A 13,286-nucleotide genomic window follows, 5' to 3' on the forward strand; every position below is an offset into this window, starting at 1 on the left:
TGACAGAGACCTTCGACAAGCCTCATCTTCCCAGCACAGAAGGCACTTTCGCGTTCCCGCTCATGATCTGGACACCACCGCAAGTGAAACGCGCAGGCTAGGCAATGGTGTTTCGGCTGGTCAGCGGGGTGCGGGCTGGAGGTCGAGGACCTGCTTGGGGTGGGGGATGCGGAGCTTGGCGAGCAAGTCTCGCTGAGGCTTGGTCAGGCCGGTGACCTGCTGAAACGTGCCGGTGGGGCCGGTGAACGTCCCAACATGGAGGCGGAGCTCGCGGCGGGCCTCGGACCAGGTCGTCCCGGCCTGGGTCTCGAAGATGCGAATGAGAAGGAGGGCGAGCCAGCACAGGACGACGTGGGCCCGGATTCGCTCTTCGAGTCGGTGATAGACGGGCCGCAGGTCGCTGATCTGCTTCATGTCGCGCCAGCCCCAGCAATGCCGCCGCGAACACGGCCGCCGACCACATCGCCGTGCTCGATGCCGCGCTCGCCCAGATCCCCGATGCCCACCGGCACGGCACCGACATCCTCATCCGCGCCGACAGCGCCGGATCCGCCAAGGCCTTCTCGCCGCCGCAGGCGTGCCCGGGTTCTCGGTGTCCGGCTCCCTGGTGTCACTGGCCGCCTTCCTCGTCGGTGCCGCGGCCGCCGGGCGCCTGGAGAGCGTCATGCGCCGTGGCTCGCCGCACAGGTGGCTGCGCGCCACGCTGGTGACGGAAGCGGCGCTGCTGGCCGCGGCCGCCGTCTGCGCCTTCGCGACGAACGGCCGTGGAGCGCATGCGCTGATCGCGTTGATCGCCCTGGCCATGGGCCTGCGCAACGGAAACGGCGCCGGCGAAAACCTGACCTGGTCGGCCGCCGACTTCGAGAACTTCACCGAGCCACGACCGGAACTCGGCTCCTACGAGAGCGACTTCGAAAAGGCCGTGCGGCTGCTGATGGAGAACGGCTGGGGCTTTCGCCTGCACGCCACCTATGACGAGACGATCCGCCGCGACCTCGCGGTCTTCGAGAAGCTCGCCGCCGACGGCCTGTTCCCGGCGGGCAACCGCTGGCTGTTCGACCACGCCGAGACCGTCTCGCGCGACAGCCTGGACCGCGTCGCCGCGCTCGGCGGCGCCCTGTCGGTCCAGAACCGGATGTCCTTCCAGGGCGAGGCGTTCGTGCGCCGATACGGTGCCGGAGCCGCAGCCGAGGCACCACCGGTGCGCGCGATGCTGGAACGCGGTCTGACCGTCGGCGCCGGCACCGACGCCACCCGGGTGTCCTCCTACAACCCGTGGGTCGCGCTGCACTGGCTGGTGGCCGGGCGGACGGTCGGCGATCTGACGATCTACCCGCCGCAGAACCGCGTCGACCGGGCCACGGCGCTGACGATGTACACCCGGGCCGGCGCCGAGCTCACCGGAGAGCAGGACGTCAAGGGCATCCTCAAGCCCGGGTTCTACGGCGACCTCGCCATCCTCTCCGACGACTTCTTCACCGTCCCGGAGCAGGACATCGCCCACATCGAGTCCGTCCTCACCGTCACCGGCGGGCGCATCGTCTACGCCGCGGCCGAGTACGAGGGCATCGACGAGGCGGTGCCGCCGATCAACGCCTGCCGGCGGTGCTCGACACCGTCGGGCGCGGACGGATCCGTTCGCAGACGTGGTGCCTTTCGCCGAGCAGCTCGCTGCCATCAGGCCCGTCTGAGGGTCGGCACTGGCCTGAAGGGTAGGAGTGCCGCTGTGCCCAGGTCATCTGGGTGTTCCGCGACAGCACCCTCGCCATCGGCGACCACCACGCCGCGGCCGGCAACTCCACCTACGTCTACCAATTCGACTACACCCCGGTTCCGGACCCCGCACACCTGGGCGCCACGCACTGCGTCGAACTCCCCTTCTTCTTCAACGCCGTCGACGACTACCCCGACAGCCCCATGCTCGGCGAGACCACCAGCGCGACCCGCTCTCTCGCCCACACGTTCTCCCAGGCGGTAGCGGCCTTCGTGGCCACCGGCCAGCCCGCCGCAGACCAGTGGCACCCGTACGAGCCCGCCGATCCGGCGACCGTCCGGCACTTCGCCTGACACCCGTCGCACCATCCGGTCTGCCACGCTCGAGCGGACTGGCCGCCTTAGCGTCGCCGTCGGGCGACCGAACTACTGACCCCCTCGGCCGGGGGAAGGCCGGCGATGATCAGGTCGAGGGCGAATTCGAAGCGCTGGTCGAAGTTGTCGGGGCCGACGTACGGCAGGGCAGTGGCCAGGGCCGGGTAGGTGTCGGCCGGGACCTGGTCCGGGAGGAGGGCCGGTGCGGTCTCCTGAGCGGCCTGCTGTTCCTGGGTCAGGCCCAGGGTCAGGTAGAAGATCGACCAGTGGGTCCACGCGGCCGTGCGCGGTGGGTGGCCGGCCGCCAGCAGGGTGGCGATCACGGTGTCGGCGTAGCGCAGCGTGCGGGGCTCGGCGGCGAAGACGCCCGCGACCATCCTGGCGGCGTCGCGGCGGGAGAGCAGCGCCGCGCGGCAGCGGCGGCTCAGTTCCTTGAGCCGGTCGGGGAACGCCTCGGGCAGCGGCTCGTCGAGACAGTGCGCGAGGAGTTCGTCGGAAGCCAGTTCGAGCAGGCGGCCCTTGCTGGAGGCGTGCCAGCGGACGGTGTTGTGCTGCACGCCGAGCCGGGCCGCGACGGCGCGCATGGTCACCCCGTCCAGCCCGTGCTCGTCAAGGACCGCCAGCGTGGCGGCGACGATCTCGCTCCGTGTCGTACCCATCCGATGCACCCCTCCGGTCGGCTTCCACGCCCCTATTGTCCAATGGACAATTCTAGGGCATGCTCCTCCTTGTCCAACGGACAAGAGCGAGAGGAAGTGGTTGTCATGCTCGACGTGCTCATCGCCGGGGCCGGCCCGGTGGGGCTCTGGCTGGCCGCGGAGCTGCGCCTGCACGGGGTGGAGGTGACCGTCGTGGAACGCCGGGCGGCACCGGACGGACGGTCGCGCGCGGTCGGCATGCAGGCCGGCACGCTGGACACCTTCGCCACCCGCGGACTCGCGGAGCGATTCATCGAACGCGGCACCCCGGTGCCGACCGGCCACTTCGGGGCGGCAACCACCAGGCTGGACTTCTCCACAGTCGGGGCGGTGCACCCGTTCATGCTGGCGCTCGGTCAGTCCGTCACCGAACAGCTCCTGGAGGAGCACGCGGTTGCCGTGGGCGCCCGGGTGCTGCGCGGCGAGGAGGTCGTCTCGCTCACCCAGGACTCGGACGCCGTCGAGGTGGTGATCCGGGCCGGCGGCACCCACCGGACCGTGCGGGCCCGCTGGGTGGTGGGCTGTGACGGCACCCGCAGCGCGGTGCGCCAGGCGGCCGGCATCGACTTCCCCGGTCAGGACACCACCCTGACCGGATGGCTCGCCGACGTCGAACTCGACGACCCGCCCACCGCCCCGCTCGCCGCGACCGGGCCGGCCGGCTCGTTCCTGGCGGCCCCGATCGGCGACGGCGTCCACCGGCTCGCGGGCCTCTCCACCGCCACCATGCACCACGGCACCGGCGAACCGCTGACCCTGGAGGAGGTACGCGAGCAGACCCGCACGCTACTGGGACGGGACCTGGGCATCCGCAACCCCCGGTGGCTGTCGCGCTACGGCAACGCCACCCGCCAGGCCGCGCGGTACCGGGCCGGACGGGTGCTGGTGGCCGGGGACGCGGCGCACATGTTCTTCCCGGCCGGTGGGCAGGGCATGAACCTCGGCATCCAGGACGCCACCAACCTGGGCTGGAAGCTGGCCGCCACCCTCCAGGGCCGGGCGCCCGACGGACTGCTCGACAGCTACGACACGGAGCGCCGGCCGGCCGCCCGCGCCGTCATCGACAACACCCGCGCGCAGCTCGCCCTGTTCGCCGCGGCGAGCCCGGAGCAGATCGCGCTGCGCGAGGTCTGGTCCAGCGCGCTGGCCGAACCGCAGACCAACCGCCAGTGGGCCCGCCGGATCGCCGGCTTCGACGACCCGCTCCCCGCCGACACCGCACCCGGCGCACACCCCCTGGACGGCACGCGGCTGGCCGGCCTCGCCCTGGACACGGCCGACGCACCCACCGCCCACCCGTTGATGCACCACGGCCGGCCACTACTGCTGGACCTCGGCGGGACGCGGACGCCGTGTTCCGCAGTCGGTCTGGAACAGCGGGCAGTCACCGTCAACACCGAAGCAGCGGATCCGATCTGGCGGGACGTCACCGCCGTTCTGATCCGGCCGGACGCCCGGATCGCCTGGGCCAGCACCGACACCGACCCGCTGCGCCGGGCCGCGGACTGCCTCACCGCCCTGCGCACCCTGTGCCGCTGAGCACCCCCATCCAGGCGTGCATCGCAAGGCGGGGCACCTCCCGGCCGAAGGCTGGAGGCGAGCGTGTTCTGGGGGCGCCTCCCGGCCAGAAAGACCACCCGGGGGTGCCGGCCCTACTGGAGCGGTTCGATTTCCCGGCCACCCTGCGCAAGGCCTGACGCCGCCGCCTGCTCAGCGTCGCCCGACCCTTGGCCCCGCGCATGTTCGGGCACCTCGTCGAGGACATCCTCACCGCTCTCGACGAGCAGACCGTCGTCGTCCCGGGCACCGAGGCCGCCGCACTGATCGTGCCGAGTCTGGCCAACTCCCTACGGGTCGTCCTCGTCCAGCAGCTCCTGGAAAGCGGATCCAGGAGCTGCTGGACGAGCACCCACTGTCCAAGATCCTCACCTCCGTGCCCGGCATCGGGACCAGGACCGGTGCCCGCATCCTGATCGACGTCGGCGACGCGAGCGCCTTCTCAACCGTCGGCCACCTCGCCTCATACGCCGTACTCGCCCCCGCGACCCGCAGTTCCGGATCCTCCATACGCGGGGAGCAGCCCTCCCGCCTCCCGTGCCGCTTCGTCAAGCAACGACCCTTCACCGCCGGCCGGGGACTCTTCGCCGCCGGCTCGACCGCCTCCCCCAGTGCGTCGGTCAGGTGGATGTAGGGGCGGGCCCGGGTGCCCCGCCGCAGGAGCAGCCCGAGGGCGCGGGCGATGCCGTTCCCGGTTGTGTTCGTCGCCCCTGCGTTCGTCACCCCCAAGATTAGCGTGCGTCACACACGCTTTTTCTGCTACAGTAAATGCGTGCTTAAGGCACGCATCATCCGCACCGTGCACTCACCGTGCGGGCCACCACCACCTGCAACCGGAGGAACCCCATGAACCGCACCGACGCACGCGCCGCCCTCACCGACCTGCTCCTCACCCCCGGGCTCGACCTCGACGAGGCCGCCGACCGCCACTTCGCCCCCGACTACCGCCAGCGCACCGACGGCAGCTGGGCCGACCGCACCGAATTCCTCGCCCACATCGCCCACCTGCGCACCGTCGTCGCCGGCGGCTCCGTCCAGGTCCACGACGAACTCTCGTCCGGCGACCGCTACGCCGACCGCCACACGATGGAGGTCATCAAGAAGGACGGCTCCACCGTCCGCATGGAGGTCTACCTCTTCGCCGAATTCGCCCCCGACGGCCGCTTCCGCCGCATCGAGGAAACCACCCTCATGCTCGAAGGCGACGAGGCCGACCGGAACCTCGGCAGCGCCCGCTGAACCCCCGCACCAACCGACTCATTGCCACGCCCCCCGCCGCAAGACGACAACGACAGGATCCAAGCCGGCGGACGACAACGAGCAACGGAGTCGAACAGGCCCGCGACCAGCCCCGGACAACGGCCACGCCGGGCAGCCGGCACGAACGGGCGGCGGCGACCGGAACACGCGACACGCACCGTCCAGGCTCTCCATGAGCACCAGGCAGCCGGTCTCGAAGAGCCCCATCATGTGATGGCGCTCTTCGAGACCGGCCACCCCCTGATCGGGAGTTCCCCCCACACCTGCTCGATGGATCTCCCCAACCATGGGGCACCTGACCTGCGGCCGGGCGCCACAGGGGTGCCCGATGGACGGCCAGTTCCAGGGGCGGGACGGACTGTCCACGGTGGCCGAAGGTCAGCGCGTAGCGCCGCCGTAGGCGCCGGGGCCGTCCGGGTACCGTCGACGACTACGACCCGCTCGTGGCCTTCCTGGCGTCCAATGACGCGCGCGCTGGGTCACCCGGGGACACCACCCCCGTCCCGTCCCCGGCGGCGTGCGCTGATACCACGCGGTCTTCGCCGCTGACCCGAAAGCGGCCGGAGCCGTCGCTCAAGGTCAGCGAGGGGTGAGGAGGCGGAACTCGTTGCCTTCCGGGTCGGCCAGAACCGTCCAGGAGATTGCGGACTGGTCGATACCAGGGTCGGTGGCGCCCAGGGCGCGCAGTCGGGCTTCCTCTGCCGCCGGGTCGTCCCCGGGGTAGGGGCAGACATCGAGGTGGACGCGGTTCCACACGCTCTTGGTGTCAGAGGTGCGGAGGAACTCCAGGTAGGGGCCGACGCTGCACGTTCCGGTCGTGTTGCACCCCATGATTCGGCTACGGCCGCCGAAGAGAACCCGGCCACCGCCGAGATGCCCCCTCCGCCCCAAGCCAGGCGCCGCCCGGATCGTGGACCTCATCCAGCGCGGGCCGGCCGCGCCGATCTGGCACCCGCTCGGCAGCGGGGAGGTCGCGAAGGCGCATCAGAGGGTATCCGTTCTTCGCTGTGATCGTTTCAACGGGAGGCCTCCGCCCGCGCCAGGGGGCTGCTCCGACAGGTCCGTTCGGAGATCCACGACGGTGTCACCGAGGATGAGTGCGCGGTGGCACCGGAGGTGCTGCGCCGGGTGGTCCGCGACGTCGGCTGCCAGGACGCGCTACGCCGCTGAGGGTTCCGCGCCTCACCGGGCGCGGCGCGGAGGATGCGTCAACAGCCAAGCGGCAAGGCCCAGTCCGGCCACCGCGGCGGACCAGAGCACCTCGCCGTGCAGGAGGACGGCACCGGCCGCCGTCGCGCCCGCCATCGATTGCTGGAGGAAGCCGCACAGTGACATGGCGTACGCACCCGGGTCCGCCACCGCGCCGACAGCGGTGGCCATGCTGTTCGGGAACAGCACCGACTGGCCGAAGGCGACCGCGCAGCACAGCGCCGTGAACGCCGCCAGCGCAGCACCGCTGGGCAGGCGGGGCAACGACCAGAGCACCGTCAGCAGCGCCCCGGCGCCGGTCACCACCAGCGGCCCGCTGCGCAGCAGGCGCTCCGGACCGACCCTGGCCACCAGGCGGTTGACGGTGAGTGCTCCGGCCAGGTACGCCGCCCCGAGCAGCAGCCCGAGAGTGCCGCTGGCCTCGGCGGACAATCCGAAGTGCTGCTGCAGCACGAACGGGCTGACCTGCTGCAGCAGCACGAGCGCGGCGAACCCGAGACCTCCCGCAGCGGCCGGCCGCAGGAAGCCGGGCGTCCGGGCGATGGCCAGGCAGTTGCGCCAGACGTCGGCCGATGGCGTCCGCGTGGCGGAGGCCGGTTCCATCGGGAGCAGCAGCGTCCCCAGCATCGCGACCAGCCCGAGTGCCGCGAGCACCCCGAAGCCCGTCTGCCAGCGTGCGTACCGGTCGATCAGGCCGCCCAGGAACTGGCCTCCGCCCAGCGCGCCGATGAAGGCGATCGACAGCACCGACAGCCGCCGGGCGAGTTCGGTGCCGCTGCCGAGGTCCCGCACCAGGATCCGGGCGATGATCGCGCTGCCGCCCGCTCCGACCCCCTGGAGCGTGCGCAGCGCCAGCAGTACGGGCAGCGAGCCGGTCACCATCAGCGCCGCGCCGGCGCCGGTGAACAGCGCGAGCGCGGCGAGCAGCGCCGCGCGGCGGCCGTATCGGTCGGCCGCGACGCCCCACAGTACGACGGGTGCCGCCGCGCCTATCACGAAGCACGAGACGGACAGCTCGGCGCCACTGCCCGAGGTGCCGAAGTGCCGGGCCACCTCCGGTAGCGAGGGCAGGTAGATCGTGGTGGTCAACTGGGCCAGGAAGACCAGCAGGCAGGAAAGGAGCATGGTGTGCCGTGCCCGGCGGTCGGGAATTCCCTTCCGGTATTCCGCGGATTCCCCGAGGGTACGTGAATGGTCGGTGCTGCGGCGGGTTTTCAAAGCCGTCTCCGGAACAGAAGGTCAGGTGATCACCGGGAACGGCGAAGATCCTGTCAATGCGCCCGAAGAAGTGTCAATCGGAAACGGCGTTCACCGACCGGCAATGATTTGCCGGTCGAGTGGTGTGGCATTCGGCGCGCTTTCCAGTAGGGTGAGGCGCAGTCCCGGCCAACCGGTCGGCAGCAGGACCCGAGCGACGACCTCGACCGGCTCCGGGGCGACCTGGGGCAGCCGCAGCCGGACGTCGTGGCCGTCCCGGTGGGCGATGACGACCGGTCCGGCGTCCCAGATCCGCCGGCATTCCGGATCGGCCAGCGCCTCGTCCAGCAATGCGCGCAGCCTTTCCTCGCGCGGGTACTGGGCCATCGCGAAACGGAGCATGGCCAGAAAGGCCCGGCCGTGGCGTGGCCAGTCGGCCATCTGTTCCCGGGCCCGCGCATCGGTCAGCCCCCAGCGGGCCACATTCGCCCGGGGCTCGGAAATCCACGGAAACCAGTGTGCCGCCGCGGCATTGTGGTCCAGTACGTTCCAGACGTGGTCGGTGAGAAACGCGGGCTCCGGTTCGTGCTGAGCCAGCAGCCGACGAAGGGGCGCCAACTCACCCGCCCCGCGCTCCGGCGTTACGGGCGGGAACGGCTCACCGCCGGCCGCGTACAGGAAAACGGTGGCCCGCTCGTCCGGGCACAGCCGCAACGCGTCCGCCAGCGCGCCCAGGGTCCGGGCGTCGAGGCGCGGGATCGCACCGCGCTCCAGGTCGCGGTACCACCGCTCGCTCATCCCGGCCCCGGCCGCCACCTCCACCTGGGCGAGCGGCCGACCGCGCCCCGACCGCTGGCCGGCCCGCGCGCGCCAGGCCCGCAACAGTCCGGCGAGCCCGGGCTGCTCCGGTGCCGGGTACTCGGGTCGCATGCCGGTCTCCTTCGTCCGTTCGGCCGACGGCCGCAGTGGGCCGCCGGGGTGACCGCATGACCGTACCTCGCACACCCCGCCGCGTACGCCGGCGAGCACCTGGTCGTCCTGCGCCCCGACGTGGTCCTCCCGGGAACGTCCGGCCGCCAACCTTGATGGCCGTCCCGGCGCCCGCGCCGATTCCTTGATGACCGTCCCCGGGCGTCTCCACCGCTGGCACAGTGCGCCCGGCCACTGCACTGACGGTCGGGGGTGGCGGTTTCGGTGGAAGCTACGGCGCGCCCGGTACTGCATATGTAGTGTGGGATCGAGGGGAGGGGCCAATGCTGATCGACTTCGTTCCTGACGGGGGTTTGTACCCTTTCCAGTCGCGCTGGTTCGACTCGTCCGTCGGGCGGGTTCACTACATCGATGAGGGGACCGGGCCGACGCTCCTGTTCTGTCATGGCGCTCCGACGTGGAGTTTCCTCTACCGTCACATCGTGAACCGCCTGCGCGACCGTTACCGCTGTGTCGCCGTCGACTATCCGGGTTTCGGATTGTCCGAACGTCCAGCAGGCTTCGGCTACACGATCGCCGAGCACACCGCGGTCATTGGCGAGCTGATCGATCATCTGCGGCTCGACGGCTTCGTTCTGATGGGACAGGACTGGGGCGGACCTATCGGTTTGGGCGCGGTCACCGCCCGCGCGGATCGGGTGAGGGGGATCGTGCTGGGCAACACCGTGTTCTGGCCGATCGAAGCGATGGCGAATCGGGCGTTCAGCATGATCATGAGCAGCCGTCCGATGCGGCGGCGGATACTCGAACAGAACTTCCTCGTCGAGCGCGTCCTGCTCGCAGAACTGGGCCCCAAACTCACCGCAGCCGAGGCCGACCACTACCGCGCGGTGCAACCCACCCCGGAAGCCCGGCGCGGACTCGCCGTGATGCCGAAGGAAATTCGTGCCGCGCGCCCGCTGCTGGACCAGCTCGCCCGAGACGTACCCGTCCTACTCGGTGACAAGCCTGCCCTGTTGGTGTGGGGTATGCGGGACATGGTGTTCCGTCCGAACGCCTGTATCCCGCGGATGCGTGCGGCTTTCACCAACCTCGACGTAGTCGAGCTGCCACACGCGCGGCACTTCGTTCAGGAACATGAACCGGCCGCGATCGCAGAGGCGATCGCAAAGCGGTTCCCGTGAATTCCGCGCGGGTGACCCCTATGCCAAGCAGCCAACTCGACTGGAGCTGAACCTGGTTCGTCGCACTGGAGCCGTGCTCCCTCATCGGCGTGCAGGGCGCAGAAGCCGAATCGGCCCGTCGGAGAACCGACGGGCCGTCACGACAAGTGCGAGGCTCAGATGCAGTGGTCCGGGCCCTTGCTGAACTGGCCCCAGTAGTCGCCACCACCCCAGTAGATGCACTGGCCCGGGGCGTAGACGTACACGGGCCCGGCGTAGTACGAGTAGGTGCCCGAGTCGGACTGCGACGACGGCGGGTTGGGCGTGGTGGCGACCCACGCGTTCGTGTCATCGATCGGCGAGCCCCAGTCGCCGGGCACATGCATGGTGACGACGCAGTCGGTGCCGCCGTTGTACGAGAGGTAGACGTGTTCCGAGTTGAGGTCGATCTCGTCGAGGGGGCGGTAGCCGGATCCGCACAGCGCGGCGGCACCATTACTGTCGTCGGAGACCGCCGAGGCCGACGTGGTCATGAACGCGACCGAGACGAGGGACGCGGTGCTGAGGGTGATGGCGGCCCGCTTGAGTACGGACTTTCCAGTAAACACGGCATCTCTCCGTCATGGCTTCTGGTGCACTGACTTGGCTGGAGAACATGACAGCGGCCGACCGTATCGCCGCCGCATCCCGAGGCGGCCGGAGTCCCGCTGCAGGGTGGGGCGGCGGGTTACCGCTCCGGTAGGACGCACCGGGGTGGTTCCAGGGGCAGGGCGAGGCCCGTTGTTGGCTGGAGGTCTCCCTCAAGTGCGACGGATGACTGCGGTCAGCCGCAGTTGTGGGGCTGACCGTTGAAGGTCTGGGCGATCTCGTGGCCGGCCGGGTCCCACATGTCTACCTCTTCCCACACGCACGAGCCGACCGCGTAGACCGAGACCGGGCCGGCGTAGGTGGTGTAGTAGTCGGTGTCGTCCTTCGGGCTGTCCACGTTGGACCAGAGCGTGATGCCGGTACGCGTCCGCTGTCCGACGAACACCTTCTTCACCGCGACCTCGCAGTTGTGGCTACCGTCCCAGTAGCCGTAGACGGTCGCCACCACGGTGTTGGCGTAGTCGCCTTCTCCCGTGAAGTCCTGGGAGTAGACCAGGTTTCCGTTGCAGCCGTAGCCTCCCGCGTGGGCGGTGCCCGAGATGCCTGTCACCAGACCGGCCGCCAGTACGGCCGAGGTGCCGACGCCGGCCAGACGCCGCCTCAGCCCGGACTTCCTCATGTTCATCGTCTCCCGCTTCCTCTGCCTCGCCGGCTTCCCCGCAGGGACGCCGTTCCTGGACGAGAACCATCGTCGAGCACCGCCCTCGCCGATCCCATGGCGTTGAGTTGGCGTTCGTATGGTCTTTCGTCACCGCGATGGTCTACGGTCATGGACTGACCGACGGCACGGGAACCATGGGGACGCCGGCCGTGTCTGACGACTGTCGGCAGGGGACGCACGTGCCTGGGCAGTTCGGGGAAACGCTCCGGCGCCACCGGCTGCGGGCCGGTCTCACTCAGGAGGAACTCGCGGAGCGGTCCGGTGAGTCCGCGCACGCGATCAGCGTGCTGGAGGCCGGCCGGCGGAGCCCACGGCTGTCCTCCGTGTCCAGACTCGCCGCGGGCCTCGACCTGGAGCCAGCCGACCGCGGCACGCCGGCACTTGGGGCTGCCACACACCCGACGGGGCTTTCACGACAGGCGTGCAGCACGCCCGCGCCTACGCCGCCGAACACGGCCGCTTCCCCACCCCGAAAGGGACCCGCGCCAGCGGGTTCCCGCTCTCGGCCCCCAGAGGGCATGCGATTTCGGAGTGGGGCGCGTCGGCGGGCGCCCCACTCGAAAGGTGCTCGGCCGGTCTGGGCTAGCGCTGCTGAAGAAGCGCCACCGCGTCCTTGACGCGTCCGAGGTCGACGAGGTACCAGGCCAGCTCGCTGCGGTTACCGTCGGGGTGCGGTTCGAGTACGGCGACGACCTCCTCGATGCGTCCATCGTCGGCCAGCAGCTCGGCAATGGAAGACGCCCCGTACCACGTGTCACCCTCCGGATGCGCTCGCGCCAAGTCGATTGCTTCCTGACGCCGACCGCAGGCGGCCATCAGCGGAAGCCGCATCTCGAAGAAGCCCCACTCCTCCTCGCCATGGTGCGCCTTGAGGGCGTCGAGGTAGTCCAGGCCGTCCTGGGCACGGCCTTGGTCGGCGTACAGGGCGCACAGGCTGCGGACGATCCAGTCCTCCGCACCACCGGGCGAGTCCCCGAGCGAGCGCATCACCTCGATCGCCTCAATGCCCCGGCCGCGTCGCACCAGGAGCTCCTTGGGCTGCACCGCCCCGGAGCGCCGGCGGGCCTGCGGATCCCCCGGCTGCCGGTACACGGCGATCGCGCCCTCCACGTCACCGCGCTCCTCCAGCAGTTCCGCGAGACGCTGCGCGGCGCGCCCGTGGTGCTCGGTCGCCGCGTACGCCCGCAGCTCCTCGATCCGGCCGTGCCGGGCCAGCAGGTCTGCCAGCTGGCCGTGGTCGCGGGAGTGCAGCAGCGCGATCGCATCGTCAATGCGGCCCTGGCGTTCGCGGATCGCGGCGAGCAGGTAGACGGCGTTGTCCGGTTTGACGCCGCTGCGGCGGCATGACGGGTCCTCGCTGCCCTGTGGCGCCTCGATGCGGGCGGCCAGCAGCGCGGCGGCGTCCTCGTCCCGGCCAGCGCCTTCGGCGACGTCGACCAGGGCCGCGGCGAGGAACCAGTCCTCGATCTGCGGGAGGAGCAGGGTGAACGCCTCCTCACCCCGCCCGTGCCGGGCGATCGACACCGAGATGCTCGCTACCGTCCCGGCTGGCGACGAACTCCGCCCGTACGGAGCCCGCCCCACTACCCGAGCCGTCAACGCCCATCAGCCGCGACTCCCTCACACGGAAGAGCCGCCGCGACAACCGGCAAAGCCCCGCGGGAGCCACCGACTGAACGCCTTCCCCGGAAGGGACGCCTGTCCAGCATCCGATCGCCTCTTCCGATGGGGTCCAGTCCCACAGGTCCGGGCACCGAATGCCAGCGTCCGGGGGTTACAGCAGCATCGCCTCGAACTGGAACTCGGGCGCGGTCAGTGGTTGTTCGGACCAGATGACCTTGCCGCGAGCCGTGTACCTGGTCCCCCACCGCTCGG

At 70.5% G+C, this 13,286-nt stretch carries 11 protein-coding genes and 4 pseudogenes; 7 read left to right on the forward strand and 8 right to left on the reverse strand.

Annotation, left to right across the window (positions count from 1 at the left end; genetic code table 11):
• Positions 1-120: 120 nt before the first annotated feature.
• Positions 121-426: pseudogene (locus ABD369_RS38690) on the reverse strand (IS1634 family transposase); the annotation flags it as partial.
• Here ABD369_RS38690 and ABD369_RS38700 point away from each other — a divergent pair.
• Positions 413-1,591, forward strand: a pseudogene (locus tag ABD369_RS38700) (amidohydrolase family protein); the annotation flags it as partial. The pseudogenes ABD369_RS38690 and ABD369_RS38700 sit on opposite strands and share 14 nt — an antisense overlap.
• A 152-nt stretch (positions 1,592-1,743) precedes the next feature.
• A complete protein-coding gene (locus ABD369_RS38705) occupies positions 1,744-2,067 on the forward strand; it encodes a carboxylesterase family protein (RefSeq protein WP_344641339.1) in 324 nt (107 codons plus the stop codon).
• 47 nt (positions 2,068-2,114) lie between these two features.
• Here the strand turns inward: ABD369_RS38705 and ABD369_RS38710 are convergent, their stop codons facing one another.
• Positions 2,115-2,747: a TetR/AcrR family transcriptional regulator C-terminal domain-containing protein gene (locus tag ABD369_RS38710; RefSeq protein ID WP_344641340.1), complete on the reverse strand. Its 633-nt coding sequence runs from the start codon at positions 2,745-2,747 to the stop codon at positions 2,115-2,117.
• 105 nt (positions 2,748-2,852) lie between these two features.
• Between ABD369_RS38710 and ABD369_RS38715 the strand changes: the two genes are divergently transcribed.
• The 3 genes and pseudogenes from ABD369_RS38715 (at position 2,853) to ABD369_RS38725 (ending at position 5,582) form a co-directional block, all read left to right on the forward strand.
• Positions 2,853-4,325 carry an FAD-dependent monooxygenase gene (locus tag ABD369_RS38715; RefSeq protein WP_344641341.1) on the forward strand — a complete coding sequence of 491 codons (1,473 nt, stop codon included), beginning with the start codon at positions 2,853-2,855 and terminating at the stop codon, positions 4,323-4,325.
• A 59-nt stretch (positions 4,326-4,384) separates the two neighbouring features.
• Positions 4,385-4,875, forward strand: a pseudogene (locus ABD369_RS38720) (transposase); the annotation flags it as partial.
• 314 nt (positions 4,876-5,189) lie between these two features.
• On the forward strand, positions 5,190-5,582 hold the full coding sequence (locus ABD369_RS38725; RefSeq protein WP_344641342.1) for a nuclear transport factor 2 family protein: 393 nt from the start codon (positions 5,190-5,192) through the stop codon (positions 5,580-5,582).
• 600 nt (positions 5,583-6,182) lie between these two features.
• Here ABD369_RS38725 and ABD369_RS38730 read toward each other — a convergent pair.
• The 3 genes and pseudogenes from ABD369_RS38730 to ABD369_RS38740 all read right to left on the reverse strand — a co-directional run.
• Positions 6,183-6,404, reverse strand: a pseudogene (locus tag ABD369_RS38730) (VOC family protein); the annotation flags it as partial.
• 381 nt (positions 6,405-6,785) lie between these two features.
• A complete protein-coding gene (locus ABD369_RS38735; RefSeq protein ID WP_344641343.1) occupies positions 6,786-7,937 on the reverse strand; it encodes an MFS transporter in 1,152 nt (383 codons plus the stop codon).
• Positions 7,938-8,120: 183 nt separating this feature from the next.
• Entirely contained in the window at positions 8,121-8,939 is an 819-nt protein-coding gene (locus ABD369_RS38740; protein ID WP_344641344.1) for a helix-turn-helix transcriptional regulator, read from the reverse strand.
• 323 nt (positions 8,940-9,262) lie between these two features.
• Here ABD369_RS38740 and ABD369_RS38745 point away from each other — a divergent pair, with 323 nt between their 5' ends.
• A complete protein-coding gene (locus ABD369_RS38745) occupies positions 9,263-10,123 on the forward strand; it encodes a haloalkane dehalogenase (protein WP_344641345.1) in 861 nt (286 codons plus the stop codon).
• 155 nt (positions 10,124-10,278) lie between these two features.
• Here ABD369_RS38745 and ABD369_RS38750 read toward each other — a convergent pair whose 3' ends face one another.
• Both ABD369_RS38750 and ABD369_RS38755 read right to left on the reverse strand, forming a co-directional pair.
• The gene (locus tag ABD369_RS38750) at positions 10,279-10,710 is read right to left on the reverse strand and encodes a hypothetical protein (protein WP_344641346.1); all 432 of its coding nucleotides are present in this window, start codon (positions 10,708-10,710) and stop codon (positions 10,279-10,281) included.
• Between the two features lie 215 nt (positions 10,711-10,925).
• Complete coding sequence (locus tag ABD369_RS38755) at positions 10,926-11,375, reverse strand: hypothetical protein (RefSeq protein WP_344641347.1); 450 nt, start codon at positions 11,373-11,375, stop codon at positions 10,926-10,928.
• A 170-nt stretch (positions 11,376-11,545) separates the two neighbouring features.
• On the opposite strand from ABD369_RS38755, the gene ABD369_RS38760 reads away from it, so the two are divergent.
• A complete protein-coding gene (locus ABD369_RS38760; protein ID WP_344641349.1) occupies positions 11,546-12,028 on the forward strand; it encodes a helix-turn-helix domain-containing protein in 483 nt (160 codons plus the stop codon).
• On the opposite strand, the gene ABD369_RS38765 is transcribed toward ABD369_RS38760, so the two are convergent.
• Positions 11,994-12,935, reverse strand: a complete 942-nt coding sequence (locus tag ABD369_RS38765; protein ID WP_344641348.1) for a tetratricopeptide repeat protein — start codon at positions 12,933-12,935, stop codon at positions 11,994-11,996. The genes ABD369_RS38760 and ABD369_RS38765 overlap by 35 nt on opposite strands.
• Positions 12,936-13,286 lie beyond the last annotated feature (351 nt).

This window comes from Kitasatospora cystarginea (assembly GCF_039533515.1).
GTDB classification, from domain to species: Bacteria; Actinomycetota; Actinomycetes; order Streptomycetales; family Streptomycetaceae; genus Kitasatospora; species Kitasatospora cystarginea.

Excerpts from the sequence above, each read along its gene's own strand:
- ABD369_RS38725 (WP_344641342.1), top strand. The coding sequence starts at position 5,190 with ATGAACCGCACCGACGCACGCGCCGCCCTCACCGACCTGCTCCTCACC.
- ABD369_RS38755 (WP_344641347.1), bottom strand. The coding sequence starts at position 11,375 with ATGAACATGAGGAAGTCCGGGCTGAGGCGGCGTCTGGCCGGCGTCGGC.
- ABD369_RS38710 (WP_344641340.1), bottom strand. The coding sequence starts at position 2,747 with ATGGGTACGACACGGAGCGAGATCGTCGCCGCCACGCTGGCGGTCCTT.
- ABD369_RS38740 (WP_344641344.1), bottom strand. The coding sequence starts at position 8,939 with ATGCGACCCGAGTACCCGGCACCGGAGCAGCCCGGGCTCGCCGGACTG.
- ABD369_RS38760 (WP_344641349.1), top strand. The coding sequence starts at position 11,546 with ATGGGGACGCCGGCCGTGTCTGACGACTGTCGGCAGGGGACGCACGTG.
- ABD369_RS38745 (WP_344641345.1), top strand. The coding sequence starts at position 9,263 with ATGCTGATCGACTTCGTTCCTGACGGGGGTTTGTACCCTTTCCAGTCG.
- ABD369_RS38715 (WP_344641341.1), top strand. The coding sequence starts at position 2,853 with ATGCTCGACGTGCTCATCGCCGGGGCCGGCCCGGTGGGGCTCTGGCTG.
- ABD369_RS38735 (WP_344641343.1), bottom strand. The coding sequence starts at position 7,937 with ATGCTCCTTTCCTGCCTGCTGGTCTTCCTGGCCCAGTTGACCACCACG.